The 14,668-nt window shown below is 29.7% G+C and carries 13 protein-coding genes; 10 read left to right on the top strand and 3 right to left on the bottom strand.

The window, feature by feature from the left end; translation table 11 throughout:
• Positions 1 to 22: 22 nt before the first annotated feature.
• The gene (locus tag J2Z76_RS02960) at positions 23 to 487 is read right to left on the bottom strand and encodes a pyridoxamine 5'-phosphate oxidase family protein (RefSeq protein WP_209510485.1); all 465 of its coding nucleotides are present in this window, start codon (positions 485 to 487) and stop codon (positions 23 to 25) included.
• 363 nt (positions 488 to 850) lie between these two features.
• Here J2Z76_RS02960 and J2Z76_RS02955 point away from each other — a divergent pair, with 363 nt between their 5' ends.
• The 5 genes from J2Z76_RS02955 (at position 851) to speE (ending at position 5,824) form a co-directional block, all read left to right on the top strand.
• Positions 851 to 1,885 carry a tripartite tricarboxylate transporter substrate binding protein gene (locus tag J2Z76_RS02955; RefSeq protein WP_209510484.1) on the top strand — a complete coding sequence of 345 codons (1,035 nt, stop codon included), beginning with the start codon at positions 851 to 853 and terminating at the stop codon, positions 1,883 to 1,885.
• Positions 1,886 to 1,964: 79 nt separating this feature from the next.
• The gene (locus tag J2Z76_RS02950) at positions 1,965 to 2,438 is read left to right on the top strand and encodes a tripartite tricarboxylate transporter TctB family protein (protein ID WP_209510483.1); all 474 of its coding nucleotides are present in this window, start codon (positions 1,965 to 1,967) and stop codon (positions 2,436 to 2,438) included.
• A 14-nt stretch (positions 2,439 to 2,452) separates the two neighbouring features.
• Positions 2,453 to 3,958 (top strand): tripartite tricarboxylate transporter permease, encoded by a 1,506-nt coding sequence (locus tag J2Z76_RS02945; RefSeq protein ID WP_209510482.1) that lies wholly within the window; start codon positions 2,453 to 2,455, stop codon positions 3,956 to 3,958.
• A gap of 156 nt (positions 3,959 to 4,114) precedes the next feature.
• The gene (gene speD, locus J2Z76_RS02940) at positions 4,115 to 4,963 is read left to right on the top strand and encodes an adenosylmethionine decarboxylase (protein ID WP_209510481.1); all 849 of its coding nucleotides are present in this window, start codon (positions 4,115 to 4,117) and stop codon (positions 4,961 to 4,963) included.
• Positions 4,964 to 4,975: 12 nt separating this feature from the next.
• Positions 4,976 to 5,824, top strand: a complete 849-nt coding sequence (speE, locus tag J2Z76_RS02935) for a polyamine aminopropyltransferase (RefSeq protein ID WP_209510480.1) — start codon at positions 4,976 to 4,978, stop codon at positions 5,822 to 5,824.
• Positions 5,825 to 5,881: 57 nt separating this feature from the next.
• Here speE and J2Z76_RS02930 read toward each other — a convergent pair whose 3' ends face one another.
• A complete protein-coding gene (locus J2Z76_RS02930; protein WP_209510479.1) occupies positions 5,882 to 7,480 on the bottom strand; it encodes an amidohydrolase in 1,599 nt (532 codons plus the stop codon).
• Between the two features lie 17 nt (positions 7,481 to 7,497).
• The gene (locus J2Z76_RS02925; protein ID WP_342455003.1) at positions 7,498 to 8,481 is read right to left on the bottom strand and encodes a biotin--[acetyl-CoA-carboxylase] ligase; all 984 of its coding nucleotides are present in this window, start codon (positions 8,479 to 8,481) and stop codon (positions 7,498 to 7,500) included.
• Positions 8,482 to 8,709: 228 nt separating this feature from the next.
• On the opposite strand from J2Z76_RS02925, the gene J2Z76_RS02920 reads away from it, so the two are divergent.
• The 5 genes from J2Z76_RS02920 to J2Z76_RS02900 all read left to right on the top strand — a co-directional run bounded on the left by J2Z76_RS02920 (position 8,710) and on the right by J2Z76_RS02900 (position 14,603).
• Positions 8,710 to 9,558: a DegV family protein gene (locus tag J2Z76_RS02920; RefSeq protein WP_209510477.1), complete on the top strand. Its 849-nt coding sequence runs from the start codon at positions 8,710 to 8,712 to the stop codon at positions 9,556 to 9,558.
• Positions 9,559 to 9,591: 33 nt separating this feature from the next.
• The gene (locus tag J2Z76_RS02915) at positions 9,592 to 10,527 is read left to right on the top strand and encodes an EamA family transporter (RefSeq protein ID WP_209510476.1); all 936 of its coding nucleotides are present in this window, start codon (positions 9,592 to 9,594) and stop codon (positions 10,525 to 10,527) included.
• A 71-nt stretch (positions 10,528 to 10,598) separates the two neighbouring features.
• Entirely contained in the window at positions 10,599 to 11,420 is an 822-nt protein-coding gene (locus J2Z76_RS02910) for an EFR1 family ferrodoxin (RefSeq protein ID WP_209510475.1), read from the top strand.
• Between the two features lie 174 nt (positions 11,421 to 11,594).
• Positions 11,595 to 12,710 (top strand): GGDEF domain-containing protein, encoded by a 1,116-nt coding sequence (locus J2Z76_RS02905; protein ID WP_209510474.1) that lies wholly within the window; start codon positions 11,595 to 11,597, stop codon positions 12,708 to 12,710.
• Between the two features lie 213 nt (positions 12,711 to 12,923).
• The gene (locus J2Z76_RS02900; protein ID WP_209510473.1) at positions 12,924 to 14,603 is read left to right on the top strand and encodes an S-layer homology domain-containing protein; all 1,680 of its coding nucleotides are present in this window, start codon (positions 12,924 to 12,926) and stop codon (positions 14,601 to 14,603) included.
• Positions 14,604 to 14,668 lie beyond the last annotated feature (65 nt).

Raw genomic sequence — 14,668 nt, 5'->3', positions numbered from 1 at the left:
AACAAATTATAAATATAAAATACTATTTTTTACCTTTTGCAGTTATATGTTCTATCTTAATAGCGAAAATTTTTGCACTAGAGCCAGATTTTTTAACGTACTCAATACCTGGTTTCATGAAGTCTTTCGAAAACTTTTCTAGGATTAATATAAAAATTTCATTTTTCTTATCTTCTGACACTTCTTCTACTTCACCAAATGCTATTACACTTTTAAATTTGGTATTAAAATCATCTGGAATTAATTCAACATCTTTAACAACGCAAAAGGAAACCTTGTTGTTGAACGATATATTTTCCAATTTGTGTCCAGTTAAAGCAGCATGAAAGTAGATGTAGTTATCTTTGTATACAAAATTAACAGGTACGCCATAAGGAAATCCATTTTTACCAATTGTAGATAATATTCCAAATTCAGTGGTTTTCATTATGTCAAGCATTTCTTCATTACTTAGCATTTTGTCACTTCTTCGCATTTCTTTGAACATGATTAATCCTCCATAATAAAATTTTGTGTTTTTTGTTGTAAAATCAATTTTATTATATACTTTAATTACTAACATGTAAATAGATATGGTTGGTATATATGTTAGTTGATTTGAATTGATACAAAATAGATATAAATTAAATATAATAAACATAATGTATTGACAAATAGTTTGAATATAATATATACTTCCAATAATAATATTTTGTTAGATATTACTAAAATAAAGTTAATATAATTCAGGAAATACTTAATTAAGTTACGTTTACTGGAGAATGTCTTTATTATGAAAACAATGGTATTTAATAAAGTAACGACGATTTTAATAATGCTTATTACTATTTTAAAAATGGAGGACTTAATAATGAAAAAGAAATTAGTATTATCTTTAGTTCTTGTATTAGTTTTAATACTTGGATTAACTGGTTGTTCTGGAAATTCATCACCGTCTGATGCTACTAAATATCCAGAAAAACCGATTACAATGATTATTCCATACAGTGCAGGAGGAACTACAGATTTAGTTGGTAGACAACTTGCAATTCATATGGAAAAGAGCCTTGGTCAAACTATAACTGTTGTAAACCAAGGTGGGGCTTCGGGCTCGATAGGTGCTAAAACTGTTTTAGATTCAGATTCGGATGGATATACAGTGCTGTTTACAGCAGAATCTTTAGGAACACAAAGAACTATGGGTTTATCAGAAATGAGTTATGCAGATTTTTCACCTATAATAGTTACAGCAAATGATCCAAAAGTTATCGTAGTTAATAAATCATCAAAATACAATACTCTTCAAGAATTAGTTGATGATATGAAAGCGAACCCAGGTAAAGTAAAAATGTCATATACAGGTCCTGGTGGTTCAGGTCATGTACAAGCTTTAATTTATAATAAATTTGATTTAGATATGGCAATGACTGCTTATACTGGAGGAAGTGACTGTATAGTTGCTGTATTGGGAGATCAGGTGGATTTTACAAATTCAAACTTCTCAACTGTAAGGGGTTATATTGAAAGTGGTGATTTGAAATTGATTGGTGTTTCTGCAAATGAAAGACTAGCAAATTATCCAGATGTTCCAACTTTTTCTGAAATAATTCCAGAATCGAAGGAATATATGGATATAGCATTCACACCTTTATCTCTTTTAGTTGATAAAGACGTACCCGCAGATGTTCAAAAAATACTAAAAGAATCTACGAATAGTGCAGTAAAAGAAGCTGATTGGCTTGACTTCGTTTCTGAAAATTCACTTGATGCATTATATGAAAAATATCCAGATGAGGAATCTGCAAGAAAGTTCTATTCAGATTGGGAGTCTGTAGTTAGTTGGTTAATATTTGATGCTGGTGCTGCTACTAATAGCCCAGAAAAATTTAACATCAAAAGACCTTAATTAATAACAAATAGCTATTACAAAACTAGCCGTCAATTTATTATAAATGACGGCTATAAATTAAACTAAGGAGATTTGTATGCAAAATAGTAAAAAAAATCCCTTCTTAACAAATAAAAGTTGTCAAGAAAGTATTTTATTCTTTATATTGTCCATTGGACTATTTATATACTCATTGACAAAACATTATGGAGTTGTGAAACTTGAATGGAAAATGTCTCCGTACTTATTTCCTGCATTAATATCTATATTCCTTTTTTTTCTTTCTATATTGTTGTTTTCAGATGGACTACGACAAATTAAGGAAGGTATTTCAGTGGAAAATGATGTGAAAGTATCATGGAAGAAGCTTATATCAGCCGTAATTGCATGTATGGTTTATATTATAATTATGCCAATAATTACATTTATACCATCAACAATTTTGTTTATAGGGTATATGTTATATCTTTTAGGAGAACGAAGGAAACTTTTTATAATTTTTCTTTCCATACTTGTTTCAGTAATTATATATTTTTTGTTTTCAGTATTACTTAATGTAATGTTACCATAAGGAGGTGTGTAGTTATGTCAGAATTCATTAATGTTTTTTCATATTTTTTAGATTTTCGTTACGTATTTTATGTTTTAATAGGGGCAGTAGCTGGTTTATTTGTTGGTGCAATTCCTGGTCTTTCTGTAACTATGGCAACCGCACTTCTTGTTTCCATAACATATTTATGGTCTACAACAGATGCAATGGCCACTATCATGGGTGTATACGTTGTAGGTGTGTTTTCGGGTGCGATTTCATCCATATTAATTAATATTCCTGGGGCACCATCATCAGTTGTTACTGCATTAGATGGTTATCCACTTGCAAGACAGGGTGAAGCATATAAGGCATTAAAATATGCAACTGTTTATTCTTTTGTTGGAAGTATGTTTGGTTTAATAGTATTATGGGTGATTGCAAGACCAATTACAAGTTTAGCATTAAAATTTACTCCGATGGATTATTTTCTATTAGCATTTTTTGGATTAACTACTGTTGGGTCACTAACAACGAATAACTTTTCTAAAGGTTTAATAAGTGCTATGATTGGGCTTTTTGTTAGTACAATAGGAATAGATTCTGTTATGGGAACTCCACGGTTGACTTTTGGCATATACGACCTCCAAGCAGGAATTAATACTGTTCCAGCATTAATTGGCCTTTTTGGGCTTTCAGAGGTATTGGTAAATATTTCTGATGGAAATCTTGAGGCAGAGGTCTCTAAATTGACAAAAACTGTTGTAAAGATGAAGGATATCTTAAAACATTTGATTTATTCGTTATACTATTCTATAATTGGAACTTTTGTTGGTGCATTACCAGGGGCTGGTGGCCCAGTAGCATCATTTTTAGCTTACAATACTGCAAAAAAAATCATTAAGAATCCTTCTAAACCATTTGGTGATGGTGCTGTAGAAGGTATTGTTGCTAGTGAGTCTTCTAATAATGCTTGTATAGGAGGAGCTTTAATTCCCATGCTTACGCTAGCAGTACCAGGTGATGCTGTAACAGCAATTATTTTGTCAGTATTTTATGTTCATGGGTTGAGACCAGGTCCTATGTTTTTAAAACAAAGCCCTGAAATGTTTCAAGCTATTATAGCTGCTGGGTTAATAGCTTGTGTGTTTTTACTCCTCTTAGGACTATTAATTGCTCCGAAAATTGGGAAAATTATTACTGTTCCGAAGAGAATACTGTTGCCTATTGTAACCGTATTATGTGTAGTAGGTTCATTTGCAGGGAATAATAGGATGTTTGATGTTATTTTAATGTTTGTTTTCGGTATTGTAGGATATTTCATGAGGAAAAGAGGTTATTCTGTAGCCCCAATGACTTTAGCTATTGTTCTAGGAGGTATGATGGACTCTAACTTTAGGAGAGCTATATCATTGGCCTCTTCAGAAAGTAATTTTATTTCTGCACTTTTTGGTAGACCAATTACTATAGTTTTAATTATGTTGATTATTGTTACACTTTTTTCGAATATTCCCGCTGTTAGGAATATCATATCTAAAGACAAAAACAACACTTTGAACTAATATCAATAGAAGTTTTTTATTTTTGTTATATCAAAGAAATATATCGTTTTAATCTCAAAAAATATTATCAAAAATTATATGATTATACTAATATTTACATTGTAATTCAATTAATATTAAGCTACAATAGTATCGAAAAAGAAAAAGGAGTAAAACATGGCAAATAAGATAAAACTTTATGGATTTAACAATCTAACAAAAACTTTGAGCTTTAATATTTATGATGTTTGTTATGCAAAGGGCGAAAAAGACCAGAATGAGTATGTAGCTTATATAGATGAATGGTATAATTCTGAAAGACTTACAAATATTCTTAAAGATGTTACTGATATAATTGGTGCAAATGTGCTGAATATTTCAAAACAAGATTATGACCCACAGGGTGCAAGTGTTACAATGCTTATATCAGAAGAGCCAGTTGAAAGATGCTCTTTGGATCCATCATGCAATTTAGGGATGGGCTTATATGAAACTAGAAATACTGTTGTTGGTCACTTAGACAAGAGCCATGTAACGGTTCACACTTATCCAGAATATCATCCAGATCAATCTATTTCAAGCTTTAGAGTTGATATTGATGTATCTACATGTGGCCAGATTTCACCTCTTAATGCATTAGATTATCTTATTGGTAGTTTTGATTCGGATATTATAACAATAGATTATAGGGTAAGGGGGTTTACTAGAGAAGAAGATGGTAGTAAAATTTTTATTGACCATGATATAACCTCTATCCAAGATTATATAGATAATAAAACTTTAGAAGGGTATGATATATGTGATATTAATATATATCAATCAAATATATTCCATACTAAAATGATGATTAAAGAGCTTAATCTTCAAGATTATTTTTTTAATAAAGATGTTAGGGAATTTACACCAAGAGAGCGACTAGAAATTTCTAATAACCTTAGACGCGAGATGATAGAAATATTTAGTGGAACTAACATCTATAATAAAAAAGAAGTGAAATCAAGAGATATTGATCTAGATAAAATGTAAGGAGAGATTATAATGGATTTATGGTTTTCAGAATATCACAGCAAAGATGTAAAGTTTTCTGTACGTATAGAAAAACAACTATACTCAGGCAAGAGTGATTTTCAAAGGATAGATGTTTTTGAAACAAAAGAACTTGGTAAATTTTTTACTTTAGATGGTTATATTATGATTACAGAGAAAGACGAGTTCATTTATCATGACATGATAGTTCATGTTCCAATGGCTACAAATCCTAGTATTGAGAATGTATTAGTTATAGGTGCAGGAGATGGTGGAACAGTTAGAGAGCTAACAAGATATAATTCTATTAAAAAAATAGATATGGTTGAAATTGATAAACTTGTTGTTGATGTTTGCAAAGAATATTTTCCTAATTCAACTAGCGGACTTGATGATTCTAGGGTAAGTCTTTACTATGAAGATGGTTTGAAATTTATAAGTGAAAAGGTAAAAGAATATGATTTAATAATAGTTGACAGCACGGATCCAATAGGACCTGGTGAAGGGCTGTTTACAAGTGAATTTTATAAAAATTGTTACAATGCACTTAAAATAAATGGAATTCTTGTTAATCAACATGAAAGTCCTTTTTATCCTGAGTATGCTAGACTTATGCAAAGGTCGCATAAGAGAATTAAAGAATTTTTCCCAATATCAAAAGTTTATCAAGTTCATATACCAACATATGCTTCAGGACATTGGCTTTTCGGATTTGCATCAAAAACATTTGATCCTGTTTCAGACCTTGATGCAGATAGATGGAATTCATTAGGACTTGTTACTAGATATTACAACACCGATATTCACAAAGGGGCTTTTGCTATTCCAAATTATGTTAAGGAACTTTTAGAAAAAAGCTAATATATTCAAAAATCCAGTCAACATAAATTTAATTTAGTTAACTGGATTTTTTACAATTTATCTTTTGTATACAAACTCTCCATTTACCATTGTCAGTTCAACTTTAATATCTTTAATTTGATTATTTTCAATGGTAAATATATCCTTATCCAATACTATTAGATCAGCTACATAACCTGGTTTTAATCTACCCTTAAAGTCTTCCTTAAATTCATTATAAGCGCTTCCAATGGTATAAGCATCTACAACATCTTCGATTTTCATTTTTTCATTAGGATTGAAACCTCCTGATGGATTACCATTCAAGCCTTGTCTTGTAACGGCACAATAAATATTTGGAAATGGATTACAATCTTCTACTGGTGAATCTGTTCCAAAACTAATAGGTGCTCTTAAATTATTAAGCGTATTAAAAGCATAAGATGTACTTGCTAATTTTTCACCAACACGCGATTCTACAATTGTATTATCATAATCCAAGAATATTGGTTGGTACATAACATAAATATTTAAATCAGCTATTCTTTCTAATTGTTGCAAGCTTGTAATTTGACAGTGGACAATTCCATGGCGAAGAGGATTATGTCTAGATTTCATAGTTTTTTCATAGGCATTTATCACACTTTCAATGGCACCATCTCCAATTGCATGAGTGACTACTTGAATTCCGCGAGAGGAAGCTAAATCACATAGTTCCTGCAATTGTTTATCGTTAAGTGCTTCTACACCTTTGTTTCCTGGAGAATCTTTGTATTCGTTTAACATTAATGCTGTTCTAGCACCAAGAGATCCATCCTTAAAAAGTTTTAAAGCACCTCTTGATAGAAATTTTTCATCATATTTACCATTAATGAATTCAGTATTAAGATATTTCTTAAAATCATTTATGTTTTGAAAGTTATTTTGTGCACAATATCTCAATTTAAGTTTATTATTGTCATAAATGTTGTGAATTATGTCGAACATGCTCTTGAATTTCTTATCCATGATATCACAGGACTGCACAGAAGTAATACCAACGCTTAAAGCGTATTCTCCAGCTTTTATAAATTCTTTTTCTATTTCTTCCTTGCTTTTTTCTGGTATAACTGATTGAACTAATCTTGTTGCATTTTCGTTAAAAATCCCGTTTGGGTTACCGTCAATACCAATTTGAATTTCTCCACCGTCAACATTTGTGGTTTCATCAATATTTAATATTTCTAAAGCTTTAGTATTTCCTACTGCAACATGACCACACACTCTTTCATAAACAATTGGAATATCTTTAGATATCTGATCTAAATCAAATCTGTTTAACAATCGTTTTTCACCAGAAGTAAAATAGTCTTGATTCCAACCCAGACCATGAAGAGCAATTGTATTTTCGTGTTGTTTTAAGAAAATTTTTCCTATTTGAATTGTATCCTCAATAGATTTTGCAGATGTTAAATTACATGAATTCATGGCTGCACCAACTGATAAAATATGCATGTGGCTATCATTGAGACCAGGTAATACGGTTTTTCCGTCAAGGTCTATTACAATATCTGCTTTGTTAAGGAGAATTTCATTATTGCAACCAATCTGTTTAATAATTCCATCATCAATAAAAATAGCTTCTTGAAAGTTTCCTTTTTCTACATAAAATTTGCCGTTTTTTAATACTGTTTTCAAACTATCATCTCCTTGTATTATGTTCTAATTGTAATTTCACCAGAATTAAGAATTACACTATGACCATCATTCAAAACAACTATCAAACCACCATATTCATCTATATCCTTTGCATACCCTTCAATCCATTCTCCATTTTTTTTATATAAAATGTTTAGTCCAAGTATCATTGAATGCTCTTTATATATTTCTAAAAAACTTCTATCTTCTAAATTTTCACATATTAAAAGCACTGTATTAATAATTTCAGAAGCAATTCTATTTCTAGTGCTAAAACTAACATCAGTATGTAAAACTGACCCAGCTATAGCTTTAAGTTCGGGTGGAAATGAGCTTTCTTTTGTAGTTAAATTTAATCCAATTCCTATAACAACACTTTCAACATTGCCACTTTCAAAATCTGTAATAGCTTCTGTTAAAATTCCACAGACCTTTTTGTTGTCTATATAAATGTCATTGACCCACTTGATTTCAGCCTGTTTATCTGAAAATTTCTCAATGCAAAGACATACCGCAACGGCAACTGCAGTTGTAATTAGAACTGAGTTAGTGATATTTAGTTTAGGTTTTAGAATTATACTCATATAAATACCTGATTTGGGGGGTGAAAAGAAATTTCTACCCAATCTACCACGTCCGTTAGTTTGTTCATCAGAAATAATCACAGTTCTGTGAATAGCACCACTAAGAATAGCTATTTTTGCCTCATTATTGGTAGAGCTAACAGATTTATAAATATGGATTGGAATATTTTTATATTCATTAAACAAGAATTCTCTTATGCCTTTGGAGGATAAAACATCCGAAGATGAAGACAACAAATACCCTCTATTAGATGTTGCATTAATTATATATCCATCTTCTTTTAAAGATTTAATGGCCTTCCAAATAGCTGTTCTAGAAACAGATAGCATATCTGCTAAATCTTGTCCAGAAATACTTGTATCCTGATTTTCTTCCATAATATGTAAAACTTTGTTTTTGACAGTCAATTTACACACCTCGTTCCATATTTATTATAAATTACCCTACCAATATTATCAATCAAAAAATATAAAGTAGGTTTATAACTTTTATTTGTAATATTTAAAATAAATAGTGCGATAACTTATATTTATGTGTTATAATAATTTAATTCTTTTTTAATACTGACGAATAAAAACTTACTATATTAAAAAAATAGTATTAGCTAAGCATAAAAAATTAATATATAGAGTGGAGGAACTTTTTTGAATAAAATAGCCTTAGTAACAGACAGTACAAGCGATTTGAGTAACGAACAAATAAAAAAAATGAATATATATATGTTGCCTTTAAGGGTAATATATAAAGATCGGGAGTATGTGGATAGGGTAAACATTACCCCAGATGAAGTTTATACTAATATGGATAAAGAAATACCGAGTACTTCTCTTCCTTCAATGGAGGACATTAATAACCTTTTTAAAAGGTTAGAAAAAGAAGGGTATACACAAATAATTGTAATTTGTATTTCATCTGGATTATCAGGTACCTATAATAGTATAAATCTTGTAAGCAAACAGTATCCAAATATTGATTTTTGTGTTTTTGATTCACGAGCACTCACTATGGGTTCTGGTGCTATAGTATTAGAATGTGCTGAGATGATTGCAGCTGGCAAGAGCTTTGATGAAATAGCAGAGAAGCTTCCTTCTATTAAGAATAGAATAAGAGTTTATTTTATTGTAGATACTCTTATATATTTAATTAGGGGCGGTAGAATTGGAAAAGTTTCTGGAACCTTTGGTGAATTATTAAATATCAAACCAGTTATTTCAATAAATGATGATGGAATTTATTATACATATGCCAAAGTAAAAGGAAGAAAGCAAAGCATTTCAAAACTTGTAGATATTGCTAAAGAAACCCTAGATAAAGGAAAGGCTAAAATCTGGGTTATGCATGGTGGAGCACTAAAAGAAGGAAAGGCACTTTATGAGAATATTTCGAAGCTACCTAATGTAATAGAAACTGGATTTGGTGAAATAGGTCCTGTTCTTGGTGTCCATACTGGTGCTGGTACGCTTGGAATAATTACTATGACTGAAAATAACTAGCTTATTTGTAGAATTTTTTTAGGGGGTTTGATTTTGAAAAAGAACGATACAATATTTGCTTTTTTAGTTGTTGTGATTTGGGGTGCAAATTTTACTGTTATTAAATTAGGATTAGATGGAGTTCCATCTATGTTGTTAGTTGTGCTGAGATATGCGATAACGTCAATAGCAGTTTTTTTTGTTAAAAAACCAAATATAAATTGGAAATATATAATTCTGTATGGATTATCTGTAGGGGTTGGACAATTTTCATGTTTGTTTTATGCAATGGAGATTGGAATGCCTGCGAGCTTAGCATCAATTCTATTGCAATTGCAAGCATTTATTTCACCATTCCTTGCTTTATTATTTTTAAAGCAAAAAATTAAAAGCAAACAATTAATAGGGTTTTTTATAGGCGCAGTAGGATTGTTCATAATAGGAATTGGTTCTGGAACTACAGGGGTTTCAGCTATTCCAATTAATGCGCTTCTTTTGACAATTTGTGCACCGTTTTTTTGGGCGCTTGCAAACATAATAGCAATCTTTGCATCACAGAAAGCTTCTTCAGTTGAAGAGACTTTAGATATGCTAGGTTTAGTTGTGTGGTCAAGTCTTGTTCCTCCAATTCCAATGTTAGGAATTGCCTTAATAGTAGATACACCTCAGGCTTTGCTAAGTGCGGTTATGAATTTAAATGCAATGTCAATATTTTCTATATTATATCTATCCCTAGGAGCAACTTTATTTGGATATGGAATGTGGAATATGTTGATTGCAAAATATACTATTAGTAAAATTGCTCCACTTTCCCTTTTGGTACCAATAACAGGACTGTTAACTGCTAGAATTGTTCTTTCAGAACAACTTTCAAGAATGCAGTGGATTGGAGTTGTAATAATATTAACTGGATTAATATTAACTAGCTTAAATTTAGATATGGTAAAAAGCTATTTTAATATGAAAAAAATAAAAAATGAAATTAAATAAATTAAGCTTATTAAAATATATACTTCGAGGGGATATATAAGGTTGGGATATAATATCTAGAGAGGTGCAATATGAATTATAGAATTAATGCGATGTATTTTAGTCCAACTGGTACAACAAAAAAAGTTGTATCTGGTATTGCAGAGAATATTTTAGAGAATTCAAATTTAGAAAACAGAATTAATTATATCGACTTTACTTCTTTCGAAAATAGAACTGAAGAGGTTTTATTTAAAGAAGGAGATTTGCTAATCATAGGCGTACCAGTTTATGCGGGTAGAGTTCCAAATGTTTTGTTGAAATACTTAGATAAATTAAAAAGTTCAGGTTCTTTAGCTGTACCGGTAGTAGTTTATGGAAATAGAAATTATGATGACGCATTAATAGAATTAAAAAGTATTTTGGAATCAAATGGGTTTAATGTTATTGCAGCAGCAGCATTCATTGGAGAGCATTCTTTCTCTTATACTTTAGGCAAGGGAAGACCAGATGATAAAGATATGGATATTATCAATCATTTTAGCGATATAATAAATTCAATATTATCAAGTGGAAAATGTAATGAATATTTAGAGGTTTCAGGTCATATGCCACTTAGACCATATTATATGCCGAAAGATAATATGGGAAACCCAGTAGATATAAGAAAAGTAACTCCTAAAACAAAAGATATATGTAACGACTGTAAGCTGTGTGTTAAAGTATGTCCTATGGGTGCTATCGATATTAATGATATACATAAATTAAATGGTATTTGTATTAAATGTGGAGCATGTATAAAAATGTGCCCGTTAAAAGCTAAATTTTTTGATGATATAGGGTATTTGAAACATAAAGAGGAGCTAGAAATAAAATTTGCGGTTAGACGTGAGCCAGAATTATTTTTTCGTTAAATTGACAATATATATATTTACTTATATAATACTTTTGTAATTATAATTTAATATATTTATTATTTGTAAATAAAAATATTAAATCTTGATTGATATTATAGCAAAGGTAGTGAAGTCGTGAGGATATATAAAAGTAGAGTTTTAAATTTTATATTTATTTTTATAGTAATAACGATGATTTTAACATTGCCAGTTCTTTTGATTTATCAAGATATAAAGGGAGTAATTATAAGTGAACTAGGTAAAAGTGCCATGAATATAGCCAGTTCAGTTGCAAGCTTTATTGAACAGGATATAGAACCTTTTAAGGAACTAGCATCAAACGGCAAATATATAAAAGGAAGTTATGATGAAACATATTATGAAAAAATGCAAGAAACATTTCGAGATATAAAGGAGAAAACTGGAGTTTCTTTTGTTTATGTTGAAAAAAGAGTATCTAATACAGAATTAGCTTATATTTTTGATGGGGAGAAACAAGAAAGCAAATTGTTTTCACCATTAGGATACATAGATATTTTGTATGAAGAAGAACGAATGGTATTTGATGAAAAGATTACAGTTTCAACAAAGTTAGTAAATAATCCAGTTTGGGGAGAACTAATTTCCGGCTTTGCACCTATAATTGATAAAAAAAGCGGTGAAGTAATTGCGTTAGCAGGAGTTGATATTTCATTATCTTATATAGATAAAATTATAAATAGTATTAAAGCTATTATTCTCACAGCTATTTTTATAATAATTTTTTTGATAACTGTTTTTGTCGATAGGATATTAAGGATGAGAGCTAAATCTTTAGAGACTGATTATTTGACTGGATTATATAGTAAAAATTATTATGAAAGTGAGCTTGATTTTATAATAAGGGATTCACTATTTAAAGAAAAAGTCTTTTGTGTTTTTATGATAGACATAGATGATTTTAAATATATTAATGATCATAGAGGTCATATTATAGGTGATAAGGTTCTAAAGTCCGTTGCAAATATCATGCAAGAGAATATGAGAGGTGTAGATATATGTTCTAGGTATGGTGGAGATGAATTTATAGTTATTCTACCAGAAACAACAAAGGAACATGCATTTCTAATTGGGCAAAGAATTCTAGACAAAATTTCTAATTTGGATTTAATTAATGTGGGAATTGATATAAAAATTTCTTTAAGTATTGGAATTGTGGAATGGAAACCTAATATGAGTGCAGAAAATTTAATCGAATGTGCTGACCAAGCAATGTATATTTCAAAAAAAACAGGTAAAAACAAAGTAACAATTTACAAGAATAATTAATTTTATTAAAAATTTATCTTCTACCCCCAAAATTTAACTATTATCTTCGAAACTTTTAATAGTGGCATGTTACTTATAAGTAAAAGTAAAATGATAAAGTTAGGAGTGATAAAAGAGGAAACTGTACATATATATAGTATGTACTAATTCAATGTATGAACATCAACATAGATTGATATACAATTTATATAAGTTAAATTTGGAGGTAGTATAATGAATAAGAAAAAGATTTTACGTGTAGTTACACTTGTGGTAGTTTTTAGTTTTACTTTAACATTTGCAGCATTTGCTGGACCGAAAGATAAGTTACCACCTGGGCAAGCAAAAAAATTAGCAAGATATAATTTTGATTATAATACATCAGCTAATTTTATGAAAGAAAAGGGTATTATTAAGGGATATGGAAATAATGATTTTGGGTTTGATGATTATGTAAAACGTGGAGATATCACGGTTATGATGGTTAGAGCTTTTAATATAAATACTATCATTAATAAATATGTAGAGAATTTTGAAGATGTAGAATATGGAAGTTATTACTATGATGCTATTGTTGCTGCAAAATCTTTAGGTATAGCTAAAGGTAATGGCAATAAAACATTTAACCCTAAAAACTATGTTACTATAAATGAAGCAATTTTGCTAATTGAACGTTCTGCTGCTGTTGTTAATAGCAATGTTAAAGTTGAAGATGTAGATTTAGAAGATTTATACGATGATACTGAACTTGATGAATATGCAACTAGAAGTGATATTGCCAATATGCTTTATTATGTTTTGACGGGAGATGAATATAATGGAGAAGAAGTTGAAGATACTAATATAGATACTATTGAATACACAATCAAAGAAAACACTGTATTAACATTAGATGAAGATGATATAGTTGATGCATTTGAAGATGCAACTGATGATGAGGAATTTGAATATGTGAAGTTTACGCTTCCTTCAACATCTTATGGTAAACTATATTATGATTATAATTCAGCAACAAATTATGATTCTTTAGTTAAGTCAACTACTGAATATTATGATAATTCTGACCCGAATATTTCAGACGTGACTTTTGTACCTAAAACTAATTATGCTGGAACTGTATCAATAAAATATACAGCATATGACGAAGATGGCGATTACTATACAGGAATAATTAAAATAGTTGTTGAGGAAAATAATTTTTCTTTAGATACTATAGAATATAAGATTATAGAAAATACTGTATTAACATTAGATGAAGATGATATAGTTGATGCATTTGAAGATGCAACTGATGATGAGGAATTTGAATATGTGAAGTTTACGCTTCCTTCAACATCTTATGGTAAACTATATTATGATTATAATTCAGCAACAAATTATGATTCTTTAGTTAAGTCAACTATTAAATATTATGATAATTCTGACCCAAATATTTCAGACGTGACTTTTGTAGCTAAAACTAATTATGCTGGAACTGTATCAATAAAATATACAGCATATGACGAAGATGGCGACTCCTATACAGGAATAATTAAAATAGTTGTTGAGGAAAATAATTCTTCTTTAGATACAATAGAATATGAAACTGATGAAAATAATAGTTTCACTTTTGATGAAGAAGATTTTATAGATGTATTAGAAGAAGAAACTGATAATGACTTAAACTATGTGAAGTTTATTCTTCCTGCTAGAAATGAAGGTAAATTATATTATGATTACTCAGAAACATCAAATTATAAATCTGTAGTAACGGAAAGTGGTAAATATTTTGTTGATTCAAGTAAGTATATCTCTAAAGTTACTTTTGTACCATACACTAATTTTGACGGAACAGTAGATATCGCTTATACAGCTTATGATGAAGAGGGTATTTCCTATGAGGGAATTATTGAAATAACAGTAAATGAAGATTAATAGTTATTATAAAATTTAAGCTTTTAAGCATAAAATCCTCTTGAAGATTTTCAAGAGGATTTTTA

The organism is Sedimentibacter acidaminivorans (genome assembly GCF_017873955.1).
In the GTDB taxonomy this organism is placed as follows: domain Bacteria; phylum Bacillota; class Clostridia; order Tissierellales; family Sedimentibacteraceae; genus Sedimentibacter; species Sedimentibacter acidaminivorans.
This window is presented reverse-complemented; position numbering and strand designations above follow the sequence as displayed.

Bases quoted from the DNA above. Each gene is read 5' to 3' on its own strand.
- J2Z76_RS02960 (WP_209510485.1), bottom strand. From the start codon at position 487: ATGTTCAAAGAAATGCGAAGAAGTGACAAAATGCTAAGTAATGAAGAA.
- J2Z76_RS02955 (WP_209510484.1), top strand. From the start codon at position 851: ATGAAAAAGAAATTAGTATTATCTTTAGTTCTTGTATTAGTTTTAATA.
- J2Z76_RS02950 (WP_209510483.1), top strand. From the start codon at position 1,965: ATGCAAAATAGTAAAAAAAATCCCTTCTTAACAAATAAAAGTTGTCAA.
- J2Z76_RS02945 (WP_209510482.1), top strand. From the start codon at position 2,453: ATGTCAGAATTCATTAATGTTTTTTCATATTTTTTAGATTTTCGTTAC.
- speD (WP_209510481.1), top strand. From the start codon at position 4,115: ATGGCAAATAAGATAAAACTTTATGGATTTAACAATCTAACAAAAACT.
- speE (WP_209510480.1), top strand. From the start codon at position 4,976: ATGGATTTATGGTTTTCAGAATATCACAGCAAAGATGTAAAGTTTTCT.
- J2Z76_RS02910 (WP_209510475.1), top strand. From the start codon at position 10,599: ATGAATTATAGAATTAATGCGATGTATTTTAGTCCAACTGGTACAACA.
- J2Z76_RS02905 (WP_209510474.1), top strand. From the start codon at position 11,595: ATGATTTTAACATTGCCAGTTCTTTTGATTTATCAAGATATAAAGGGA.
- J2Z76_RS02900 (WP_209510473.1), top strand. From the start codon at position 12,924: ATGAATAAGAAAAAGATTTTACGTGTAGTTACACTTGTGGTAGTTTTT.